Origin of the sequence: Duncaniella freteri, from assembly GCF_004766125.1 — a bacterium.
GTDB lineage: Bacteria > Bacteroidota > Bacteroidia > Bacteroidales > Muribaculaceae > Duncaniella > Duncaniella freteri.
This window is the reverse complement of sequence record NZ_SJSA01000001.1, coordinates 1,955,949-1,972,361: the sequence shown is the minus strand read 5'-3', so window position 1 is coordinate 1,972,361 and position 16,413 is coordinate 1,955,949. Positions and strand designations below refer to the sequence as shown.

Annotated in this window: 17 protein-coding genes and 3 pseudogenes; 18 read left to right on the top strand and 2 right to left on the bottom strand. The window is 46.8% G+C overall.

Annotation, left to right across the window (positions count from 1 at the left end):
- Window positions 1-13 precede the first annotated feature (13 nt).
- From EZ315_RS08420 to EZ315_RS08385, 8 genes and pseudogenes are all read left to right on the top strand, one after another.
- Window positions 14-562 (top strand): annotated as a pseudogene (locus EZ315_RS08420) (tyrosine-type recombinase/integrase); the annotation flags it as partial.
- 27 nt (window positions 563-589) lie between these two features.
- Window positions 590-970 carry a helix-turn-helix domain-containing protein gene (locus EZ315_RS08415; RefSeq protein WP_242452546.1) on the top strand — a complete coding sequence of 127 codons (381 nt, stop codon included), beginning with the start codon at window positions 590-592 and terminating at the stop codon, window positions 968-970.
- A 252-nt stretch (window positions 971-1,222) separates the two neighbouring features.
- The gene (locus EZ315_RS08410) at window positions 1,223-1,576 is read left to right on the top strand and encodes a helix-turn-helix domain-containing protein (RefSeq protein ID WP_005856071.1); all 354 of its coding nucleotides are present in this window, start codon (window positions 1,223-1,225) and stop codon (window positions 1,574-1,576) included.
- Window positions 1,566-2,638 (top strand): annotated as a pseudogene (locus EZ315_RS08405) (AAA family ATPase). The gene EZ315_RS08410 and the pseudogene EZ315_RS08405 overlap by 11 nt, the downstream one beginning before the upstream one ends.
- Before the next feature lie 162 nt (window positions 2,639-2,800).
- Window positions 2,801-3,766 carry a toprim domain-containing protein gene (locus EZ315_RS08400; protein ID WP_135471672.1) on the top strand — a complete coding sequence of 322 codons (966 nt, stop codon included), beginning with the start codon at window positions 2,801-2,803 and terminating at the stop codon, window positions 3,764-3,766.
- Between the two features lie 145 nt (window positions 3,767-3,911).
- Window positions 3,912-4,295, top strand: coding sequence for a MobC family plasmid mobilization relaxosome protein (locus tag EZ315_RS08395; RefSeq protein WP_134988014.1), 384 nt, complete (start codon window positions 3,912-3,914; stop codon window positions 4,293-4,295).
- A complete protein-coding gene (locus EZ315_RS08390; RefSeq protein ID WP_135471671.1) occupies window positions 4,261-5,175 on the top strand; it encodes a relaxase/mobilization nuclease domain-containing protein in 915 nt (304 codons plus the stop codon). The genes EZ315_RS08395 and EZ315_RS08390 overlap by 35 nt, the downstream gene beginning before the upstream one ends.
- Before the next feature lie 4 nt (window positions 5,176-5,179).
- Window positions 5,180-5,899 (top strand): hypothetical protein, encoded by a 720-nt coding sequence (locus tag EZ315_RS08385; protein WP_007656452.1) that lies wholly within the window; start codon window positions 5,180-5,182, stop codon window positions 5,897-5,899.
- A 794-nt stretch (window positions 5,900-6,693) separates the two neighbouring features.
- Here the strand turns inward: EZ315_RS08385 and EZ315_RS08370 are convergent.
- Both EZ315_RS08370 and EZ315_RS08365 read right to left on the bottom strand, forming a co-directional pair.
- Window positions 6,694-7,104 carry a hypothetical protein gene (locus tag EZ315_RS08370; protein WP_007656455.1) on the bottom strand — a complete coding sequence of 137 codons (411 nt, stop codon included), beginning with the start codon at window positions 7,102-7,104 and terminating at the stop codon, window positions 6,694-6,696.
- 154 nt (window positions 7,105-7,258) lie between these two features.
- A complete protein-coding gene (locus EZ315_RS08365; protein WP_007656457.1) occupies window positions 7,259-7,840 on the bottom strand; it encodes a Crp/Fnr family transcriptional regulator in 582 nt (193 codons plus the stop codon).
- Between the two features lie 453 nt (window positions 7,841-8,293).
- Between EZ315_RS08365 and EZ315_RS08360 the strand changes: the two are divergent.
- The 10 genes and pseudogenes from EZ315_RS08360 to EZ315_RS08315 form a co-directional block, all read left to right on the top strand.
- Window positions 8,294-9,502 (top strand): annotated as a pseudogene (locus EZ315_RS08360) (TraG family conjugative transposon ATPase); the annotation flags it as partial.
- A gap of 157 nt (window positions 9,503-9,659) precedes the next feature.
- Window positions 9,660-10,298 (top strand): DUF4141 domain-containing protein, encoded by a 639-nt coding sequence (locus EZ315_RS08355; RefSeq protein WP_135471670.1) that lies wholly within the window; start codon window positions 9,660-9,662, stop codon window positions 10,296-10,298.
- A gap of 39 nt (window positions 10,299-10,337) precedes the next feature.
- The gene (gene traJ / locus EZ315_RS08350) at window positions 10,338-11,336 is read left to right on the top strand and encodes a conjugative transposon protein TraJ (RefSeq protein ID WP_124030622.1); all 999 of its coding nucleotides are present in this window, start codon (window positions 10,338-10,340) and stop codon (window positions 11,334-11,336) included.
- Between the two features lie 18 nt (window positions 11,337-11,354).
- Complete coding sequence (gene traK / locus EZ315_RS08345; protein WP_135471669.1) at window positions 11,355-11,978, top strand: conjugative transposon protein TraK; 624 nt, start codon at window positions 11,355-11,357, stop codon at window positions 11,976-11,978.
- A gap of 7 nt (window positions 11,979-11,985) precedes the next feature.
- Window positions 11,986-12,312 (top strand): TraL conjugative transposon family protein, encoded by a 327-nt coding sequence (locus EZ315_RS08340; protein WP_135471668.1) that lies wholly within the window; start codon window positions 11,986-11,988, stop codon window positions 12,310-12,312.
- Window positions 12,257-13,477, top strand: a complete 1,221-nt coding sequence (gene traM / locus EZ315_RS08335; RefSeq protein WP_135471667.1) for a conjugative transposon protein TraM — start codon at window positions 12,257-12,259, stop codon at window positions 13,475-13,477. The genes EZ315_RS08340 and traM overlap by 56 nt, the downstream gene beginning before the upstream one ends.
- Window positions 13,478-13,548: 71 nt before the next feature.
- Window positions 13,549-14,526, top strand: coding sequence for a conjugative transposon protein TraN (gene traN / locus EZ315_RS08330; RefSeq protein ID WP_242452545.1), 978 nt, complete (start codon window positions 13,549-13,551; stop codon window positions 14,524-14,526).
- A gap of 2 nt (window positions 14,527-14,528) precedes the next feature.
- Window positions 14,529-15,110: a conjugal transfer protein TraO gene (locus EZ315_RS08325; protein WP_135471665.1), complete on the top strand. Its 582-nt coding sequence runs from the start codon at window positions 14,529-14,531 to the stop codon at window positions 15,108-15,110.
- Between the two features lie 4 nt (window positions 15,111-15,114).
- Window positions 15,115-15,537, top strand: a complete 423-nt coding sequence (locus EZ315_RS08320) for a hypothetical protein (protein ID WP_135471664.1) — start codon at window positions 15,115-15,117, stop codon at window positions 15,535-15,537.
- A 3-nt stretch (window positions 15,538-15,540) separates the two neighbouring features.
- A complete protein-coding gene (locus EZ315_RS08315; RefSeq protein WP_135471663.1) occupies window positions 15,541-16,407 on the top strand; it encodes a toprim domain-containing protein in 867 nt (288 codons plus the stop codon).
- Window positions 16,408-16,413: the final 6 nt, after the last annotated feature.

The following is a 16,413-nucleotide window of genomic DNA, read 5'->3' as shown; positions in this document are numbered from 1 at the left end:
ATATTCTATCAACAAGGGCAGCAAGACCGTTGAGAAGTACCGGGATTTTTGGTTTTTCTCCTACCTGTGCAACGGTATCAATTTCAGGGATATGCTTTTCTTGCGGTATGGGAACATCGTGGACGGTGAAATCTGCTTTGTACGCTCCAAGACATCGCACACGTCCAACCATATACGGGAAATAAGGGCGGTACTCACTCCCGAAATGCGGGATATTATAAAACGGTGGGGAAACCCTGACGATGGGAAACCCGATACTTTCCTGTTCAAGTACGCCAGAGAAACGGAGGACGAATTTGTCATTTCCAATATTGTCAGACGGGTAACGCACCGTTGCAACATCGCTTTGGCTAAAATAGCCCAAGCTGTCGGTGTCCCACGTTTCACGACCTATTCCGCCCGGCATTCCTATGCGACTGTCTTAAAACGCAGCGGAACGAACATCGCTTACATATCCGAGAGTTTGGGGCATTCAAGCCTTGCCATCACGGAGAACTACCTCGCCAGTTTCGAGCAGGAGGAGCGGATAAGGAATGCGCAGTTATTAACCAAATTCGATTGAGCCATGCCGAACAAGAAAACCAAGACGGTGAAGATTAGACACCTTGAATGTTTCAGTGCCATTTACGGGGAACTGGCGCAGAATCCCGAATACGCAGGCTACGAAATAGAAGAAGCCGTACTGCAAGTGAAATCATATATTCCCCCTACTGTTAAAGACGTGGACAAGGCGATAGAGAAAATAAGGTTCAGCCATGCCACCCGTAAATACAAGTACCCCGTATTCGAGGGCAGGGAACTGATAGACCAAAAGACATTGGCGAAAATGGCGGGCGTGAGCAGGCAGACCGTAGCCCGGTGGGAGGAACTCGGTTTCATATCCCGTTCGAACATAGGGCTGTCGGGAAACAAATATTTCGTAATAAAAGAAGTCGTTTCCCAACTTGAAAGGTTAAAGGATGTGAAATAGCGGCATTCGCATAATCACTTAACATACATAGGACAAACGGTGTGTTGGAAGGACAAAATCACCAATACATCGTTTGTCCCTTTTTTTATCCCGCTCCAATCTTGCCGGATGTCCTGCATTGTCCCAAGTTGTCCGGTCTGTGTCAAGTGATTAGTAATTGAATAATCGGTTTCTTTTATTCTTCCTTTGCGGCATCAACCGGTTGCAACGGCTATGACGGTAGCCAAGTAATAACTAAAAAAGGAAGAAAATATGACGAACATTATTCTGACAACGCCCGAAGAACTCCGGGCTATCGTGAGCGAAACCGTTTCCCAGTCATTGGCAGGATTCACCCAGCCGAGGAACGAACCCGACAACCTCACGCCCGATGTGGCGGTAGAGGTGCTGGAACGACACGGTTTTCTGATTTCAAAGGCACGGCTCTACAAGCTGACCGCAAAAAAGGAAGTGCCGTTCCGCAAATACGGGAACAAATTGCTTTTCTCACGGAAAGAGCTTCTCACGTGGGCGGAAAACCTTGCAAAAAGGGTGAACGACAAGGACGAGGCGGCACTCGCCATCGCCAAGAGCGCAAACCGGAAAATCCGTAACTATGGAAAATAAGAGGAAAGAAGAAGCCGGGCAGGGTGTTACCATGCAGAAAGAGGATTTCGCAGCCCTTTGGAAAACCATTCATTTAAAGGTGACGGACACTTACGAAGTGCCGCCCGAAATACTCTGGGTGAACGGCTCTACCATTGGCACGCTGGGTAATTTCAGCGCATCCACAGGCAAAGCCAAGAGCAAAAAGACATTCAATATTTCCGCCATTGTTGCGGCAGCGTTGAAGAATGACGAGGTACTGAAGTATTCGGCATACCTGCCACCGAACAAACGGAAAATCCTCTATGTAGATACCGAGCAGAGCAAATACCATTGCCATAAGGTCATGGAGCGTATTTTGCGACTTGCCGGACTGCCTACCGACAAGGACAGGGACGATTTTGTTTTCATCGTGCTAAGAGAGCAGACCCCCGACAAGCGGAAACAGATTATCGGCTATATGCTTGAAAATATGCCCGATGTGGGGTTGCTCATCATTGACGGAATCCGTGACTTGATGTACGACATCAACAGCCCCAGCGAATCAACCGACCTAATCAACCTTTTGATGCGCTGGTCAAGTGGGTATAACCTGCATATCCACACCGTGCTGCATTTGAACAAGGGGGATGACAACACAAGGGGCATATCGGTACGGAACTGAACAACAAGGCTGAAACCGTCCTGCAAATCACGAAAAGCCAGCAGGACGGCAACATAAGCGAGGTAAAGGCGATGCACATACGTGACCGGGAATTTGACCCGTTCGCATTCCGTATCAATGACAACGCTTTACCCGAAATCGTGGATGATTATGTATTCCAACAACCTAAGCAGGACAGGAACTTTTCGCTTACGGAACTGACTGAACAGCAACATCGGGAAGCGTTGGAGAACGGTTTCGGCAAGCAGGTGGTACAAGGCTATTCCAATGTCATAGCGGCATTGAAACAGGGTTATGCGAGTATCGGTTACGAGCGTGGACGCAATGTTCTTGTGTCGCTTAACAAGTTTCTTGTGAACAAGCGCATGATTGTGAAAGAGGGCAAGGGCTACCGCTATAATCCCGATTTCCATTATTAAAAGTCAGTTTGGTTTAGTCCGGGTGTATATACAAGAGGAACGGACTTACTATTTCCCAATATCGGAACAGGCAGGTTTAGTATGGTACGGGTGTATATATAACGGACTAAACAGGACTGGTGCACTTTTCAACTATTTTTTTATCCCCAAAAAGAAAATGTTATGAACATCGAAGATGTGAAACAAATACCCATCGCAGACTATCTGCACAGTTTAGGTTACTCTCCTGTCAAACAGCAGGGTAACGGTTTATGGTACAAATCACCGTTAAGGGAGGAACACGAACCGTCTTTCAAGGTGAACACTGACCGCAACCTTTGGTATGACTTTGGCGCAGGCAAGGGCGGCAACCTCATCGCACTGGCAAAGGAACTCTATTGTTCAGACAGCTTGCCATACCTTTTAAACCGGATAGCGGAACAGACACCGCACATCCGTCCGGTCAGTTTTTCTTTTCCCCAGCGTAGGAAAGAACCGAGTTTCCAGCATTTGGAAGTCCGTGACCTTACCCATCCGGCATTGCTCCGTTACTTGCAGGGACGGGGTATCAATATCGAACTGGCAAAAAGAGAATGTAAGGAACTCCATTTTACCAATAACGGCAGACCGTTCTTCGCTATCGGTTTCCCGAACATGACAGGAGGTTATGAGGTGCGCAACTCTTTTTTCAAAGGCTGCATCGCCCCGAAAGACATCACCCATATACGGCAGCAGGGAGAGCCGAGAGAGAAATGTCTGGTGTTCGAGGGTTTCATGGACTACCTCTCTTTCCTTACGCTCCGCATGAGGAACTGTCCGACCATGCCCGACCTTGACAGGCAGGATTATGTCATTCTTAACTCTACCGCCAATGTGTCGAAAGCCCTTAACGTGATGTCCCTGTATGAACGCATCCACTGTATGCTTGACAATGACAAGGCTGGATATGAAGCGACACGGGATATCGAGTTGGAATACTCCTACCGTGTACGTGACTTCTCACACAATTACAGGGGATATTCGGACTTGAACGATTACCTGTGCGGCAGGAAGCAGGAACAGAAAAACGAAGCCAGCCAAGTGCAGGAAACGAAGCAGGAAACCGGACAACGTGCCGCCCCAAGACAAAAGAGAGGCAGGGGCATTTAATCCGGCAGGACTATCAACGGCTGGCGGTTTATTTGGAGAGCAAGGTTATGTTTCGGTAAACCGAAACTACCTTGCTTTGCTCACCGCAAAGAAAATTTCTCCCGTTGGTCGCAATTTTTAAGACACCATTCAAACGTAAAAAACCATGACGAATATAAAGGATAAGCCGGGGGGACGTCCGGCAAAGAAACGGATAGAGAAGCAGCAACGGGTTGTCAGTACGAAACTGACCGAGTTGCAGTATTACGCCATCAGGAAGCGAGCCGGGGAAGCCGGGTTGCGTGTCAGTGAGTATGTAAGGCAGGCGGTTGTTTCGGCAGAGGTCATACCCCGGCTGAACAGGCAGGATGCGGACACCATCCGCAAACTGGCAGGGGAAGCCAACAACATCAACCAGTTGGCGCACCGGGCGAATGCCGGAGGTTTCGCACTGGTGGCGGTGGAACTGGTGAAGCTCAAAAACAGGATTATTGGAATCATAAACCATTTGTCGGATGATTGGAAAAATAAAAAAGGGAAGCGGTTTTAAGGGCTGTGTGAACTATGTGCTCGGCAAGGAGCAGGCGGTTTTGCTTCATGCGGACGGGGTTCTGACTGAAAGCCGGGGTGATATAATCCGCAGCTTCTGTATGCAGACCGGGATGAATCCCGATTTGAAGAAGCCTGTCGGACATATTGCGTTAAGTTATTCGACAGTGGATGCGCCCAAATTGACAGACGGGAAGATGGTACAGCTTGCGCAGGAGTATATGCGTGAAATGAAAATCACCAATACGCAGTATATCATCGTGCGTCATCAAGACCGGGAACATCCGCACGTGCATATCGTGTTCAACCGCATAGACAATAACGGCAAGACCATTTCGGACAGGAACGATATGTACCGTAACGAACAGGTATGCATGAAGCTGAAAGCCAAACACGGGCTTTATTTCGCTGGTGGAAAAGAACAGGTAAAGCAGCACCGACTGAAAGAGCCGGACAAGTCGAAATACGAGATTTACACGGCTGTGAAGAACGAAATCGGCAAATCCCGTAACTGGCAGCAGTTACAGGAGCGGTTAGCAGAAAAGGGTATTACCGTCCGGTTCAAACGAAAGGGACAGACCGACGAGATACAGGGCATATCCTTTTCCAAAGGTGAATACACGTTCAAGGGTTCGGAGATAGACCGGAGTTTCAGTTTTTCCAAACTGGACAAATGTTTCGGGTATGCAGGAATGAATGTTGCCGGAAGCCAACGGCAAATAACTTTCGCGCCCGTTCGGGAACAAGCACCTGTACCGGGCAAGGCTGACAGTCCGTTGATAACTGGTTCGCTCGGTCTGTTTTCCGCTTCTTCTCCCCCAGTGGATGAAGAACCTAATTTTAATTTGAGAAAGAAGAAGAAAAAACGACTTAAACTGTAAAGACATGGAAGACTATTTGATTTTAGAGGGGCTTCTCTCTATGGTTACGGAACTGAAAGGGAAGCAGGAAGCACAGGTAACGCCAGCCAGCCGGGAGGAAACTCTCGAACGGTTGGGAGCAATCGAGCAGGCATTATCGGAACTCCACAGTAGCCCGGCTGTTCCCGAAAAGGAATTGCAGGCTATCCAAAGCCAACTTGCCGACATAAGGAATGCGGAACAGGAGCAGCAGCAATCCATCGGAGAAGTGAGGAAATTTGTAACGGCTACCTACCGTTGTCTGAAAGAAATGCTGGATGCGTTGGATTCTTACCGTAAGGAGCGCACAACTGAAAAAGCGGAAACCGAACCTGCATCGTTGTCCCGGAGGATAAGCGGTTTGTTACATCCGAAACTTTTTGTTTTTTTGGCAGGGCTGGTTGTCTGTTTCGTTTCTTTGTTCCTGAATGTCCGTTTGGCTGGACGAATGCAGCAGTTGCAGGACAACGATATGAAATACCGCTACATTCTGATGAAAGGGGAAGCGGACGGGGGCTGCCTTGATTTGCTGGAAACGAATTTTAGTAGGGAACGGGATAACGCTTTCATCCAAAACCTGACTGATTCGGTGACGGATTTTGAATTCCGCAGCAGGAAGCAGGCGGAAGCGTTGGAACGTGCAAGGCTGCTCAATGAACAAGCCGAGCGGTTGAAAAAGGAAGCCAACCGACTGGGTAAGCCATAAACTGGGAAAACAAAGGATACAAACTGTAAATGTTAAAGCCCGCACAATATGTGGAGAAAAGTGCAGTGCATCTTCGTGGTGTACTGCACTTTTTCTATATTTGTGGATAGTCTAATTTGAAAAGCAAAAATCCCCAATCCGCTGGATTGTTTGGATGATGATTAGGCAATGATTTAATAGTGAATAGGAACTGCACCTGAGGGGGAGGCGTTTGCTAAAGTAAATATGCTTGACAGATACTATTATAAAGACATTAGCAACAATCAAATCATTATCGTTATTATGGACATCTAAAGTAAAAAAGATATTCCTATAATGATTAAAGCAATAGATGCAAATATGTATCTATTGCTTTTTGTAGAAAACATTGCTCCTATACAAGAGATAGATACAGCAAATTGCATACATTTTAAACTTAACTCTGTAGTCTTAAATATACACATAGACAAAAAAGATAATGCCAAAACAAATAGTATAGCATTCAATATATACTTCAGTTTCATATTACTTTGATTTACATTGACCTTATTAGCAGTAGCATATAAATTGTCATCCTATCCCAATAACCAATCCTATGTAAGAGAACAAGGTGAATCTCTTTTCCTTGTATTTCAGCCCATAGACCAGCTCAATAATAGCACATAAAGGAATATTAGATGAATCTGCATTTTCCCCTTTGTTTACAAGGTATTTATATGTTCTTTCATCCTTTCTTTGTTCAATTTGCGAATCTCACGGTTCTCTTTGTTCTGTTATAGCATACATTTATGCAACTTAATGTTCCATGATTCAGTTTAATCTATTTTCTCTAATTCAATCGTAGCTACTTTCTCTTTATCTGGACTAATTTCATTCTGTATAATGGTTATATGTTTTTGGGTATAGCTTTTGATAATCCAAGGGGCTCCACCCAAATATAAAGCATTGCTATTAAATGTGATATATTTCCCTTCTATTGTATAAGTAATATCAATTTCATCGTAACCTTCCCAATTTACTTTCCCTTTCTGAGTATCTACAAATTGCATACCGACCCCCATATTTTGTACTGTCCAAGCCTCACAATGCCCTGTTCCACGCCATGAAGTCTGATAAAGTGCTTCGGGGGTTAATTCATTTGTCTGTTCATTATCATCATCGCAGTTTATAAAACAGAATGTACAGAGGAATAGCATAAGTATTCCAAGAATTTCTTTTGTTTTCATATTCTCTTTTTTATTTTTTGTTTAACTCATTCAATCTTTATTTTGTTTCTTCGTTGAACCAACCAAAGATAAGACAAAGATAAAAAAAAGAATCCTTTGGCAGATTAAGATACTCTTGGAATATTGTTATGAATGTAAATTTCTAAACCTATGTTTATTTTTTGTTGTCAAGACTTTGCTTGCGTCTGATTCGGCTCATGTGTACGGGTGTAATTTTAAGGTAGGATGCTATTTCTTTTAGTGATACCATTTGAAGGATTGCAGGGCATTTTTTTAAAAGTTGGAGGTAACGCTCTTCCGGTGTGAATCTGAATAAATCCAAATAACGTGAATATGATTGGAAAAACATCTGTTCGGCTGCGATACGGGCTATCCGTTGGCTTTCTTTGTTCTCCTCGAATTTTTGCTGTAAGAATGCAGAAGAACAGATGTAAATCTCGCACGGGATTATTGCCTGTATATTCAATTCTGATTTCATGCCATATAAGCAAGTGGGGTAATCGCCTATAAATTCATTTGGAAAGGAAAAACCGACATTATACGGCTTGTTTTCTGTCCGGTTGGTACAACTGTATTTGACTACACCTGACAAGATAAACCCGAAGAAAGAACATGCATCATCTTCATGGAGAATAAACTCATTCTTTTTATAATGTCGTAACTCTCCATGTTTTAGACACAATTCTTTAAAAAAATCTATGTCTATATTGCTCATATATGAATTAAATTCAGTCATCATTTACTTGTCATTGGTGCAAATGTATAAAAAATGCCTGAAATATGCTTGATAGTACTTAACTACATTGTTTAAATATTCAAAAAAGTATGTAACATAACATGTTTGTTATATTTTTAAGTTCAAAGGTTTAGTACGTTTCTTTGTCTGTATATCCAAAACGAACTAAACTTATTTAGACAGCAAATTATATATGCTGGCGAAAAAAGAAAAACAGAGTTTCTTTCTCTTTTTGCCAGTATCATGTCTATTTTTCACTGAAAAACGAGAGAAAACAGATATAAAAACATCTCCTACCACATTTACCCCTTAACAACAAATATCCTTTTCTGTTTTCTTATAATCACTCTATTTGTATGCAAATTGTATGCTTTAAAAATATTAATATTGATGTGTTTTATACTATAATTAACTGATATTCAGTATTAAATAAATAAATGTTGGTACGGATTAATCACCACCAACCGCAACAAGTTCATACTGGGCCCGTCGGGTAGCGGAAAGTCTTTCTTCACCAACCATCTGGTGCGCCAATATTATGAGCAGGGCGCGCATATCCTCCTGATTGATACCGGCAATTCATACGAAGGGCTGTGCAATCTGATCCATAACAAGACCCACGGCGAGGACGGTATCTATTATACCTACACCGAGGAAAAGCCGATTTCTTTCAATCCGTTTTTCACAGATGACGGGGTGTTCGATGTGGAGAAGAAAGACTCGATCAAGACCCTGCTGCTGACGCTGTGGAAGTCGGAAGATGACCGCGTGACAAAGACCGAATCCGGTGAGCTTGGCTCGGCGTTGTCGATGTTCCTTGAAAAAATGGCTAAGGATAAGAATATAGTGCCATGCTTCGACGCTTTTTTTGAGTTTATGCGCGACGATTACCGCGCTGAAATGGCACAGCGTCCTATCCCCATATACAAACAGGATTTCGACATCGACAACTTCCTGACAACCTTGCGACAGTATTACCACGGCGGTCGGTTTGACTTCCTGCTGAACTCCAAAGAGAATATCGACCTGCTGAACAAGCGTTTTGTCGTGTTCGAGATAGACGCGATACGCGACAACAAAGACCTGTTCCCTGTGGTGACAATTATCATCATGGAAGCCTTCATCAACAAGATGCGCCGGTTGAAAGGCGTGCGAAAACTCCTTATCTGCGAGGAGGCTTGGAAGGCTCTCTCAACGGCGAATATGGCTGAGTATATGCGCTATATGTTCAAGACTGTGCGCAAATATTTCGGCGAGGCGGTTGTTGTCACTCAGGAAGTGGACGATATTATCTCGTCGTCGATTGTCAAGGAAACAATCATCAACAACTCAGACTGTAAAATCCTGCTCGACCAGCGGAAATATATGAACCGCTTTGACCAGATACAGGAGCTGCTCGGTCTGACCGACAAGGAGAAAGCGCAGATACTCAGTATCAATATGGCAAACAGCCCCAATCGGCTCTACAAAGAAGTCTGGATTGGGCTGGGCGGAACGCAGTCCGCAGTCTATGCCACGGAGGTATCACCGGAGGAATACCTGTGTTACACTACCGAGGAAACGGAGAAAATCCAAGTCCTTGACCGCGCCCGTCAGCTCGGCGGTGACATCGAAGCGGCAATAAAACAGTTAGCCAATGAAAGGAGAGAGAATAATGTATGAAAGTGAAATCCGTCTTAATAAGCATTATTTCAGGAGTATCTTTCTGCCTCGTCCTCCTCCTGACAGTCACCCTTCATCTATTGGCAGTCATTGCCCGTACAATCGTCGGCATGGCTCACAGAATACGATAAATCCACCACTTTTAATCCGCAATCAAATGAAGCAACTCAAGTTTTTAATCCCACTGATTGCCCTGTGTCTGATGCTCGGCACGGGCAGGGCTTCCGCCCAATGGACGGTCATAGACCCGTCAAACATCGCCCAGTCCATCGTAAACAACTCCAAATCACTCGTGCAGGAGTCGCAGACGGCTACGCACATGGTCAAAAATTTTCAGGAAACCGTGAAAATTTACCAGCAGGCTAAGAAATATTATGACGCACTGCAATCGGTCAACAACCTTGTACGCGATGCCCGCAAGGTGCAGCAGACAATCCTGATGCTCGGCAATATCTCCGGCTATTACGTCAATAATTTCCAGAAGATGCTGACCGATCCGAACTTCACATCGGCAGAACTCTCGGCAATCGCCTCCGGCTACACCCGTATCCTCGAAGAAGCCAACGGCGTACTCGGTGACTTGAAGCAGGTAGTCAATATCACCACGCTGAGTATGACTGACAAAGACCGTATGGATGTGGTTGATGACTGCTACAAGGAGATGAAAAGGCTGAAGAACCTTACCGCCTACTACACAAACAAGAATATCAGCGTGTCATATCTGCGCGCCAAGAAGAAGGCTGACACACAGCGTGTGGTGGCTCTCTATGGTGACGGCTCTGAAAAATACTGGTAATTGTAATAATCATAATTAAAAAATATGATAGCGTTATCAATAGATTTCAACAACCTGCACACAATCCTGCGCTCGCTCTATGACGAAATGATGCCTCTCTGCGAGGATATGGCGGGTGTGGCTCAGGCGATAGCCGGATTAGGCGCGTTGTTCTTCGTTGCCTATCGTATATGGCGGTCGCTTGCCGCCGCAGAGCCGATTGATGTATTCCCGCTGCTGCGTCCATTTGTGATAGGCTTCTGTATAATGTTTTTCCCGTCGGTGGTACTCGGCACAATCAACTCTGTGATGTCGCCGATTGTGCAGGGCACAGCCTCTATGCTTGAAGGGCAGACGCTCGATATGCAAAAATACCGCGAGGAGAAAGACCGGCTGGAATATGAGGCGATGATGAATGACCCTTCAACAGCCTATCTTGTCGATGATGCCGAGTTTGACAGGCAGATTGACGAGTTAGGTGTGACCGAAATAGGAACAGCCGCCGGAATGTATATCGAGCGAGGAATGTATAAGGTCAAGAAAGCTATTCAAAACTTTTTCAGAGAACTTCTTGAAATGCTGTTCCAAGCCGCATCGCTTACAATCGACACAATCCGCACCTTCTTCCTGATAGTGCTTTCAATCCTCGGCCCGGTCGCCTTCGCCCTTTCCGTGTGGGATGGCTTCCAGTCAACGCTGACCCAGTGGATACAGAGGTATATCCAGACTTATCTATGGCTGCCGGTGGCTGACCTGTTCTCCACGATACTGGCTAAAATCCAAGTGCTGATGTTGCAGAACGACATTTCGGAACTGACAAACAACCCCAACGCAAACCTCGACAGCTCAAATACTTGCTATGTCATTTTTATGATAATCGGCATTATCGGATACTTCACGATTCCCACTGTGGCAGGCTGGATAATACAAGCCGGAGGTGCCGGAAACTATAACCGTGCTGTCAACACCACAGCGATGCAGGTCGGCTCAGGAGCGGCAAGTGTCGGAGGTGCAGTCGCCGGAAATGTCGCGGGCAACGCAGGCAAATTGCTTAAATAATATTCAAACGACATTCAAATGCAATTCAAATCACTTAAAAACATCGAAACCTCGTTCCGCCAGATACGGCTGTTCGGTATTGTGTTTGTGGCGATGTGTGCCGTGGTAGTGTCGGTGGCTCTGATCTGCGTGTTCAATTTTGCCGAACGGCAGAGGGAAAAAATCTATGTTCTTGACAACGGCAAGAGCCTTATGCTCGCCTTGTCGCAGGACATGGAGCAGAACCGCCCGGCGGAAGCCCGTGAACATGTGCGACGCTTCCATGAACTGTTCTTCACTCTGTCGCCCGACAAATCGGCAATCGAGCATAACATCAACCGCGCCCTTATCCTGTCGGACAAGTCGGCATACAACTACTACACCGATTTCTCGGAGAAGGGCTACTACAACCGTATCATAGCCGGCAACATCAACCAAGTGCTGCAAGTGGACAGTGTGGTGTGCGATTTCAACAACTATCCCTACATCGCTAAAACCTATGCCCGACAAATGATTATCCGCGAAAGCAATGTGACAGAGCGCACGCTGGTGACGAAGTGCCGCCTCTCCAACGCCTCACGCTCCGATGACAACCCCAACGGCTTCATCATCGAGGGCTTCACGATACTGGAGAACAAGGATATTTCAACCGTAAAACGATAATTCAATTATGTCAAAGATTAAATTAATATTCTCCGTCATATATAATAATATGTGGCGCAACCCGAAAGGGAGGCTCACAACGCGCCTCAAAGAAGCGTGTGAGTCAATGCCACCGAAGCAACGGCTTACTGTCGTGTCGCTGATGCTGGCTGTGTTCGTGCTTACCGCCTTCTTCGTGTTTGGTCACGCCTGTTACAGGATAGGTCTGGGCAAAGCGCAAAAATCTGTGGCGATTGAGCATATAATGCCGATCGACATCGTTACCAAATCTCCCGTTCATGAACCTCAAAATCTTCCAGACTATGACGATGCAAGAGTGGAAAGCGAAGATTAACGGCTTCTTCCAGCCCAAATCGCAGGCTGAACGGCAGAAGATGATGAAATACTTAGTCGTGTTCCCGGCGGCTGTCGTGTGCGGCATAGTGATACTGTGGCTGCTGTACACAAGCCTCAACAAGAATGACAGCAAGGTCGGCAATGCCTTCAACACCGAAATACCTGAGGGTGAGAACGGCGGCATCAAGACCAAAGCGGAGGAATATGCCGCCGCTGATGCCGCCAAAGAGAAGGAGGCGCAACAGCGTGCGGTGGTCGCCCTTGATACTCTGACCGCACTTACAACCGATACCGTTGAGCATCAGTCCGCCGTTGAGAACTCCGCGCAGGCGTATCAGGAGGTTCAGGCGTCGCTCAATGACTTTTTTGTGGAGGACACCTCAGCCGACAATGTTGAAATGGAGGCTCTAAATGAGCGTATTGCAGAGTTGGAGGCTCAGAACGCTCTGGCACAGCAACAGGCGGCACAGCCCGATGAGATGGAACTGATGGAACGCTCATATCAGTTGGCGGCACAGTATATGGGCAACGGCGGCAACTATTCGCCGCCACAACCCACCGAAGAAAAAGGCAAACGGGATGTGCAGCCGGTGGCGCAGGTCAACAGAAGTGTGGTATCCTCGCTCGGTCAGACATCAACCGTCAGGGGCTTCAATACCTCGGTGGGTACAATGAGGACGGTAGCCAAGAATACCATCGCCGCAGTGGTCGCCGATAACCAGAGCGTGGTTGACGGCGAGAGTGTCAGGCTGAGAACCACCGAACCGATGTGGGTCGGCAACCGCCTGATACCGCGTAACACCACCGTTGTCGGCTCTGCAAGAGTGCAGGGCGAAAGGCTGGAGATTGAAATCACCTCCATCGAGTGCGAAGGCTCGATTTACGATGTTGAGTTGCAGGTTTATGACTCTGACGGGCAGGAGGGTATCAATATACCGCAGTCAATGGAGAGTGACGCGCTGCATGAGATAGGTGCCAATATGGGCAGTACGATGGGTAGCTCGATCAACATTTCTACCAATACAGGGGCGCAGATAGCATCCGACGTCGGGCGCGGGCTTATAAACGGTGTCAGCCAGTATCTCACCAAGAAGCTGCGAACCGTCAAAGTCCACCTCAAAGCCGGCTACCGTGTGATGCTTCACCAGCCGGAAGATATATGATTATTCACCATTAAATCCACAATTCAATGAATTACAAACTCTTTTTACTTTCGCTTATTGCCGTTATCGGCATGGCAAGCACGGCTTTTGCCCGAACAAAGTCGGTAAGAAACACCGATGTCAACGTGCCGTTTGGTACGGAACAGGTAGCCACTCAGGTAGCCGAACACGAAATCAACGTGTACGGCGGCAACTACACCGACGGGGACAAGTTCGACGGTCTGACCCGCAAGGTCGGCTTCGACCGAATGATTCCGCCTCACGCTCTGGAGGTATGCTTTGAAAAGACTACGCACATCATATTTCCCTCGGAAATAGTCTATTGCGACTTGGGCAACGAGAACCTTGTCGCCGGATTAGCAGACGGTGCGAAGAATGTGCTGCGTGTCAAATCAGCCTTCAAGTCATTCAAGCAGGAGACAAACCTGTCGGTAATCACAGAGGACGGATCATATTATTCATTTAACGTGAAATTCGCCAAAGAGCCGCTGTTGCTCAATATCGAGATGACCGATTTTCTGCATGACGGCGAGGCCGTGAACCGTCCCAACAATGCGCAGGAAATCTATCTTGAACGCCTCGGATCGGAGTCACCGATGCTTGTCAAGCTGATTATGAAGTCAATCTACAAGCAGAACAAGCGCGAGATAAAGCATATAGGTTCAAAGCGTTTCGGGGTGCAGTTCCTTCTGAAATCCATCTATGCCAACAATGGGCTTCTCTATTTCCACACCGAACTGAAAAACACATCAAACATTCCTTTCGATGTCGATTATGTCAGCTTCAAGATTGTGGATAAGAAGGTTATCAAACGGACTGCCATGCAGGAGCAGGTACTCGAACCGCTCCGCGCACAGAACTATGTGACGGTGGTACATGGAAAATCCTCCGAAAGAACTGTCTTCGCTCTGGAGAAATTCACAATCCCCGATGACAAGCAGCTTGTTATCGAAATTGCCGAAAAGGAAGGCGGTCGCCATCAGTCTTTCGTGGTCGAAAACGAGGATATTGTGAGAGCCAACGTAATTGACGAATTAAGCATACAGTAACCATGAGAAAAGCGATAATGATAATCGCTGCCATGCTCACCCTCTTCGGAGGGCGGGCAATGGCCCAGCGATGCCTTCCCGGAATGTCTGCGGTAGAAATCAAGGCTGACATGGCAGACGGTTTTTATACCGGCAACTCCCGCAACTGCGGTTATTCTTTCGGAGTGTTCTATTCAGTTTATAAGGGTAGTGCCAATACTTGGAGCTTCGGCGGAGAGTATCTCCAGACCTACAAGCCTTACGGCGTGAAAGGTCGTATCCCCGTGACACAGTACACAGGCGAGGTCGGCTACAATCTCCATCTGTTGAGCGACTATTCGCAGACCTTCCACCTCTACGGCGGCGTGTCGGCTCTCGGTGGTTACGAAACAGTGAATTGGGGAAAGTCGGTTTTGTCAGACGGCTCGACGCTCCATGACGGCGATAACTTCATCTATGGCGGTGCGCTGACATTACAGGCTGATTTATATCTCTCGGATAAAATCGCCCTGACCGCAAATATCAAGGAGCGTTTCACTTTCGGTAGCGATGTTCAGATATTCCATATGCAATATGGTGTCGGTGTCAAATTCATAATAGAATAAACCTATGGGATTGATTGTGATAGACCTTGATATAAATAATCTTCCATTGGAGGATTTTATGAAGGCGATCGGCTATGAGCCGATAAAAAAGGACGGCAACCGCCTGATATACAACGCTCCGTATTCTGTCGGCGGCAACGCTACTATGGTGGTGGACACCGAAAAGAATGGCTGGTATGACAGCAAAGAACCCGAAAAATACTACGGCGGCATTTATGATCTCGCTTACGAGCTGACCGGGAGCTGCAACCGCTCCGAGTTGAACCTCTACATCGCCACACAGATGAAGGATTTTAAGGAGTTCAAGACTTACGAAGTGACCATCAACGGCGATGAAGCTGAGGGTTATGTGGAGGCTACGACCGTCAGCAGACCGGAACAGCCTAAGCAACAGCCGCCCAAACCCAAACGCAAAATGCGGTTTTAGCCTATGGATATAGATGCTATCAAGGGAATATCCCTTGTGGATTTTCTGCACCACCTCGGATACAAGCCGACGGGGCGCGACAGCAAAGGTCTGTGGTTTTATGCCCCATACCGCAACGAGAGAAAGCCATCGTTTCATGTCAATCCTCGGAAAAATGTATGGTTCGATTTTGGAAGCGGAGCCGGAGGCGACATCTTCACCCTTGCCGGAGAACTGTGCGACTCGACCGACTTCATCAGACAGGCGGAGTACATCGCCGAAAAGATGCGGATGCCGGTATCACAGCCTTACAAGCCGGAGCCATTCATTGAGCAGCCGACCTTTGAGGACGTGAAAATCTCTAAATTGGTATCGCCGGCATTACTGTGTTACCTCGCAAACCGTGGCATACCTGCCTACATCGCACAACGATATTGTGTGCAGGTGGATTATAAATTGCATGGCAAAAACTATTATGCCATCTGTTTTGAGAACAGCGCACACGGATTTGAGTTGCGAAGCAGCTTCTTCAAAGGCAGTTATCCGCCAAAGCATATCACCCATATTGCCAACGGCAACGCCCTGTGCAACGTCTTCGAGGGCTTTATCGACTTTCTTTCGGCGGAACGCCTCGGACTCAATGACGGCAACGACAGTGTTGTGCTTAACTCCGTGGCGAATGTCGGCAAAGCAATCCCGACTCTGGCGGAATACCCGCTGATACTGTGCTATCTTGACAACGATACCGCCGGGCGTGCCGCAGTAGCCAGACTGCGCCGCGAGTTCGGCGACAGGGTGAGCGACAAATCCGCACTCTATCCAGACCACAAGGATCTGAACGATTACCTACAATCGCTCAACCCCAAGAAATCAACAAAACTAAAATTCTAAACAGAC

Bases quoted from the DNA above. Each gene is read 5' to 3' on its own strand.
- EZ315_RS08390 (WP_135471671.1), top strand. From the start codon at position 4,261: ATGATTGGAAAAATAAAAAAGGGAAGCGGTTTTAAGGGCTGTGTGAAC.
- EZ315_RS08320 (WP_135471664.1), top strand. From the start codon at position 15,115: ATGGGATTGATTGTGATAGACCTTGATATAAATAATCTTCCATTGGAG.
- EZ315_RS08340 (WP_135471668.1), top strand. From the start codon at position 11,986: ATGTCAAAGATTAAATTAATATTCTCCGTCATATATAATAATATGTGG.
- EZ315_RS08365 (WP_007656457.1), bottom strand. From the start codon at position 7,840: ATGACTGAATTTAATTCATATATGAGCAATATAGACATAGATTTTTTT.
- EZ315_RS08325 (WP_135471665.1), top strand. From the start codon at position 14,529: ATGAGAAAAGCGATAATGATAATCGCTGCCATGCTCACCCTCTTCGGA.
- EZ315_RS08395 (WP_134988014.1), top strand. From the start codon at position 3,912: ATGACGAATATAAAGGATAAGCCGGGGGGACGTCCGGCAAAGAAACGG.
- traK (WP_135471669.1), top strand. From the start codon at position 11,355: ATGCAATTCAAATCACTTAAAAACATCGAAACCTCGTTCCGCCAGATA.
- traN (WP_242452545.1), top strand. From the start codon at position 13,549: ATGGCAAGCACGGCTTTTGCCCGAACAAAGTCGGTAAGAAACACCGAT.
- EZ315_RS08385 (WP_007656452.1), top strand. From the start codon at position 5,180: ATGGAAGACTATTTGATTTTAGAGGGGCTTCTCTCTATGGTTACGGAA.
- EZ315_RS08355 (WP_135471670.1), top strand. From the start codon at position 9,660: ATGAAGCAACTCAAGTTTTTAATCCCACTGATTGCCCTGTGTCTGATG.
- traM (WP_135471667.1), top strand. From the start codon at position 12,257: ATGAACCTCAAAATCTTCCAGACTATGACGATGCAAGAGTGGAAAGCG.
- EZ315_RS08315 (WP_135471663.1), top strand. From the start codon at position 15,541: ATGGATATAGATGCTATCAAGGGAATATCCCTTGTGGATTTTCTGCAC.
- EZ315_RS08400 (WP_135471672.1), top strand. From the start codon at position 2,801: ATGAACATCGAAGATGTGAAACAAATACCCATCGCAGACTATCTGCAC.
- EZ315_RS08370 (WP_007656455.1), bottom strand. From the start codon at position 7,104: ATGAAAACAAAAGAAATTCTTGGAATACTTATGCTATTCCTCTGTACA.
- EZ315_RS08410 (WP_005856071.1), top strand. From the start codon at position 1,223: ATGACGAACATTATTCTGACAACGCCCGAAGAACTCCGGGCTATCGTG.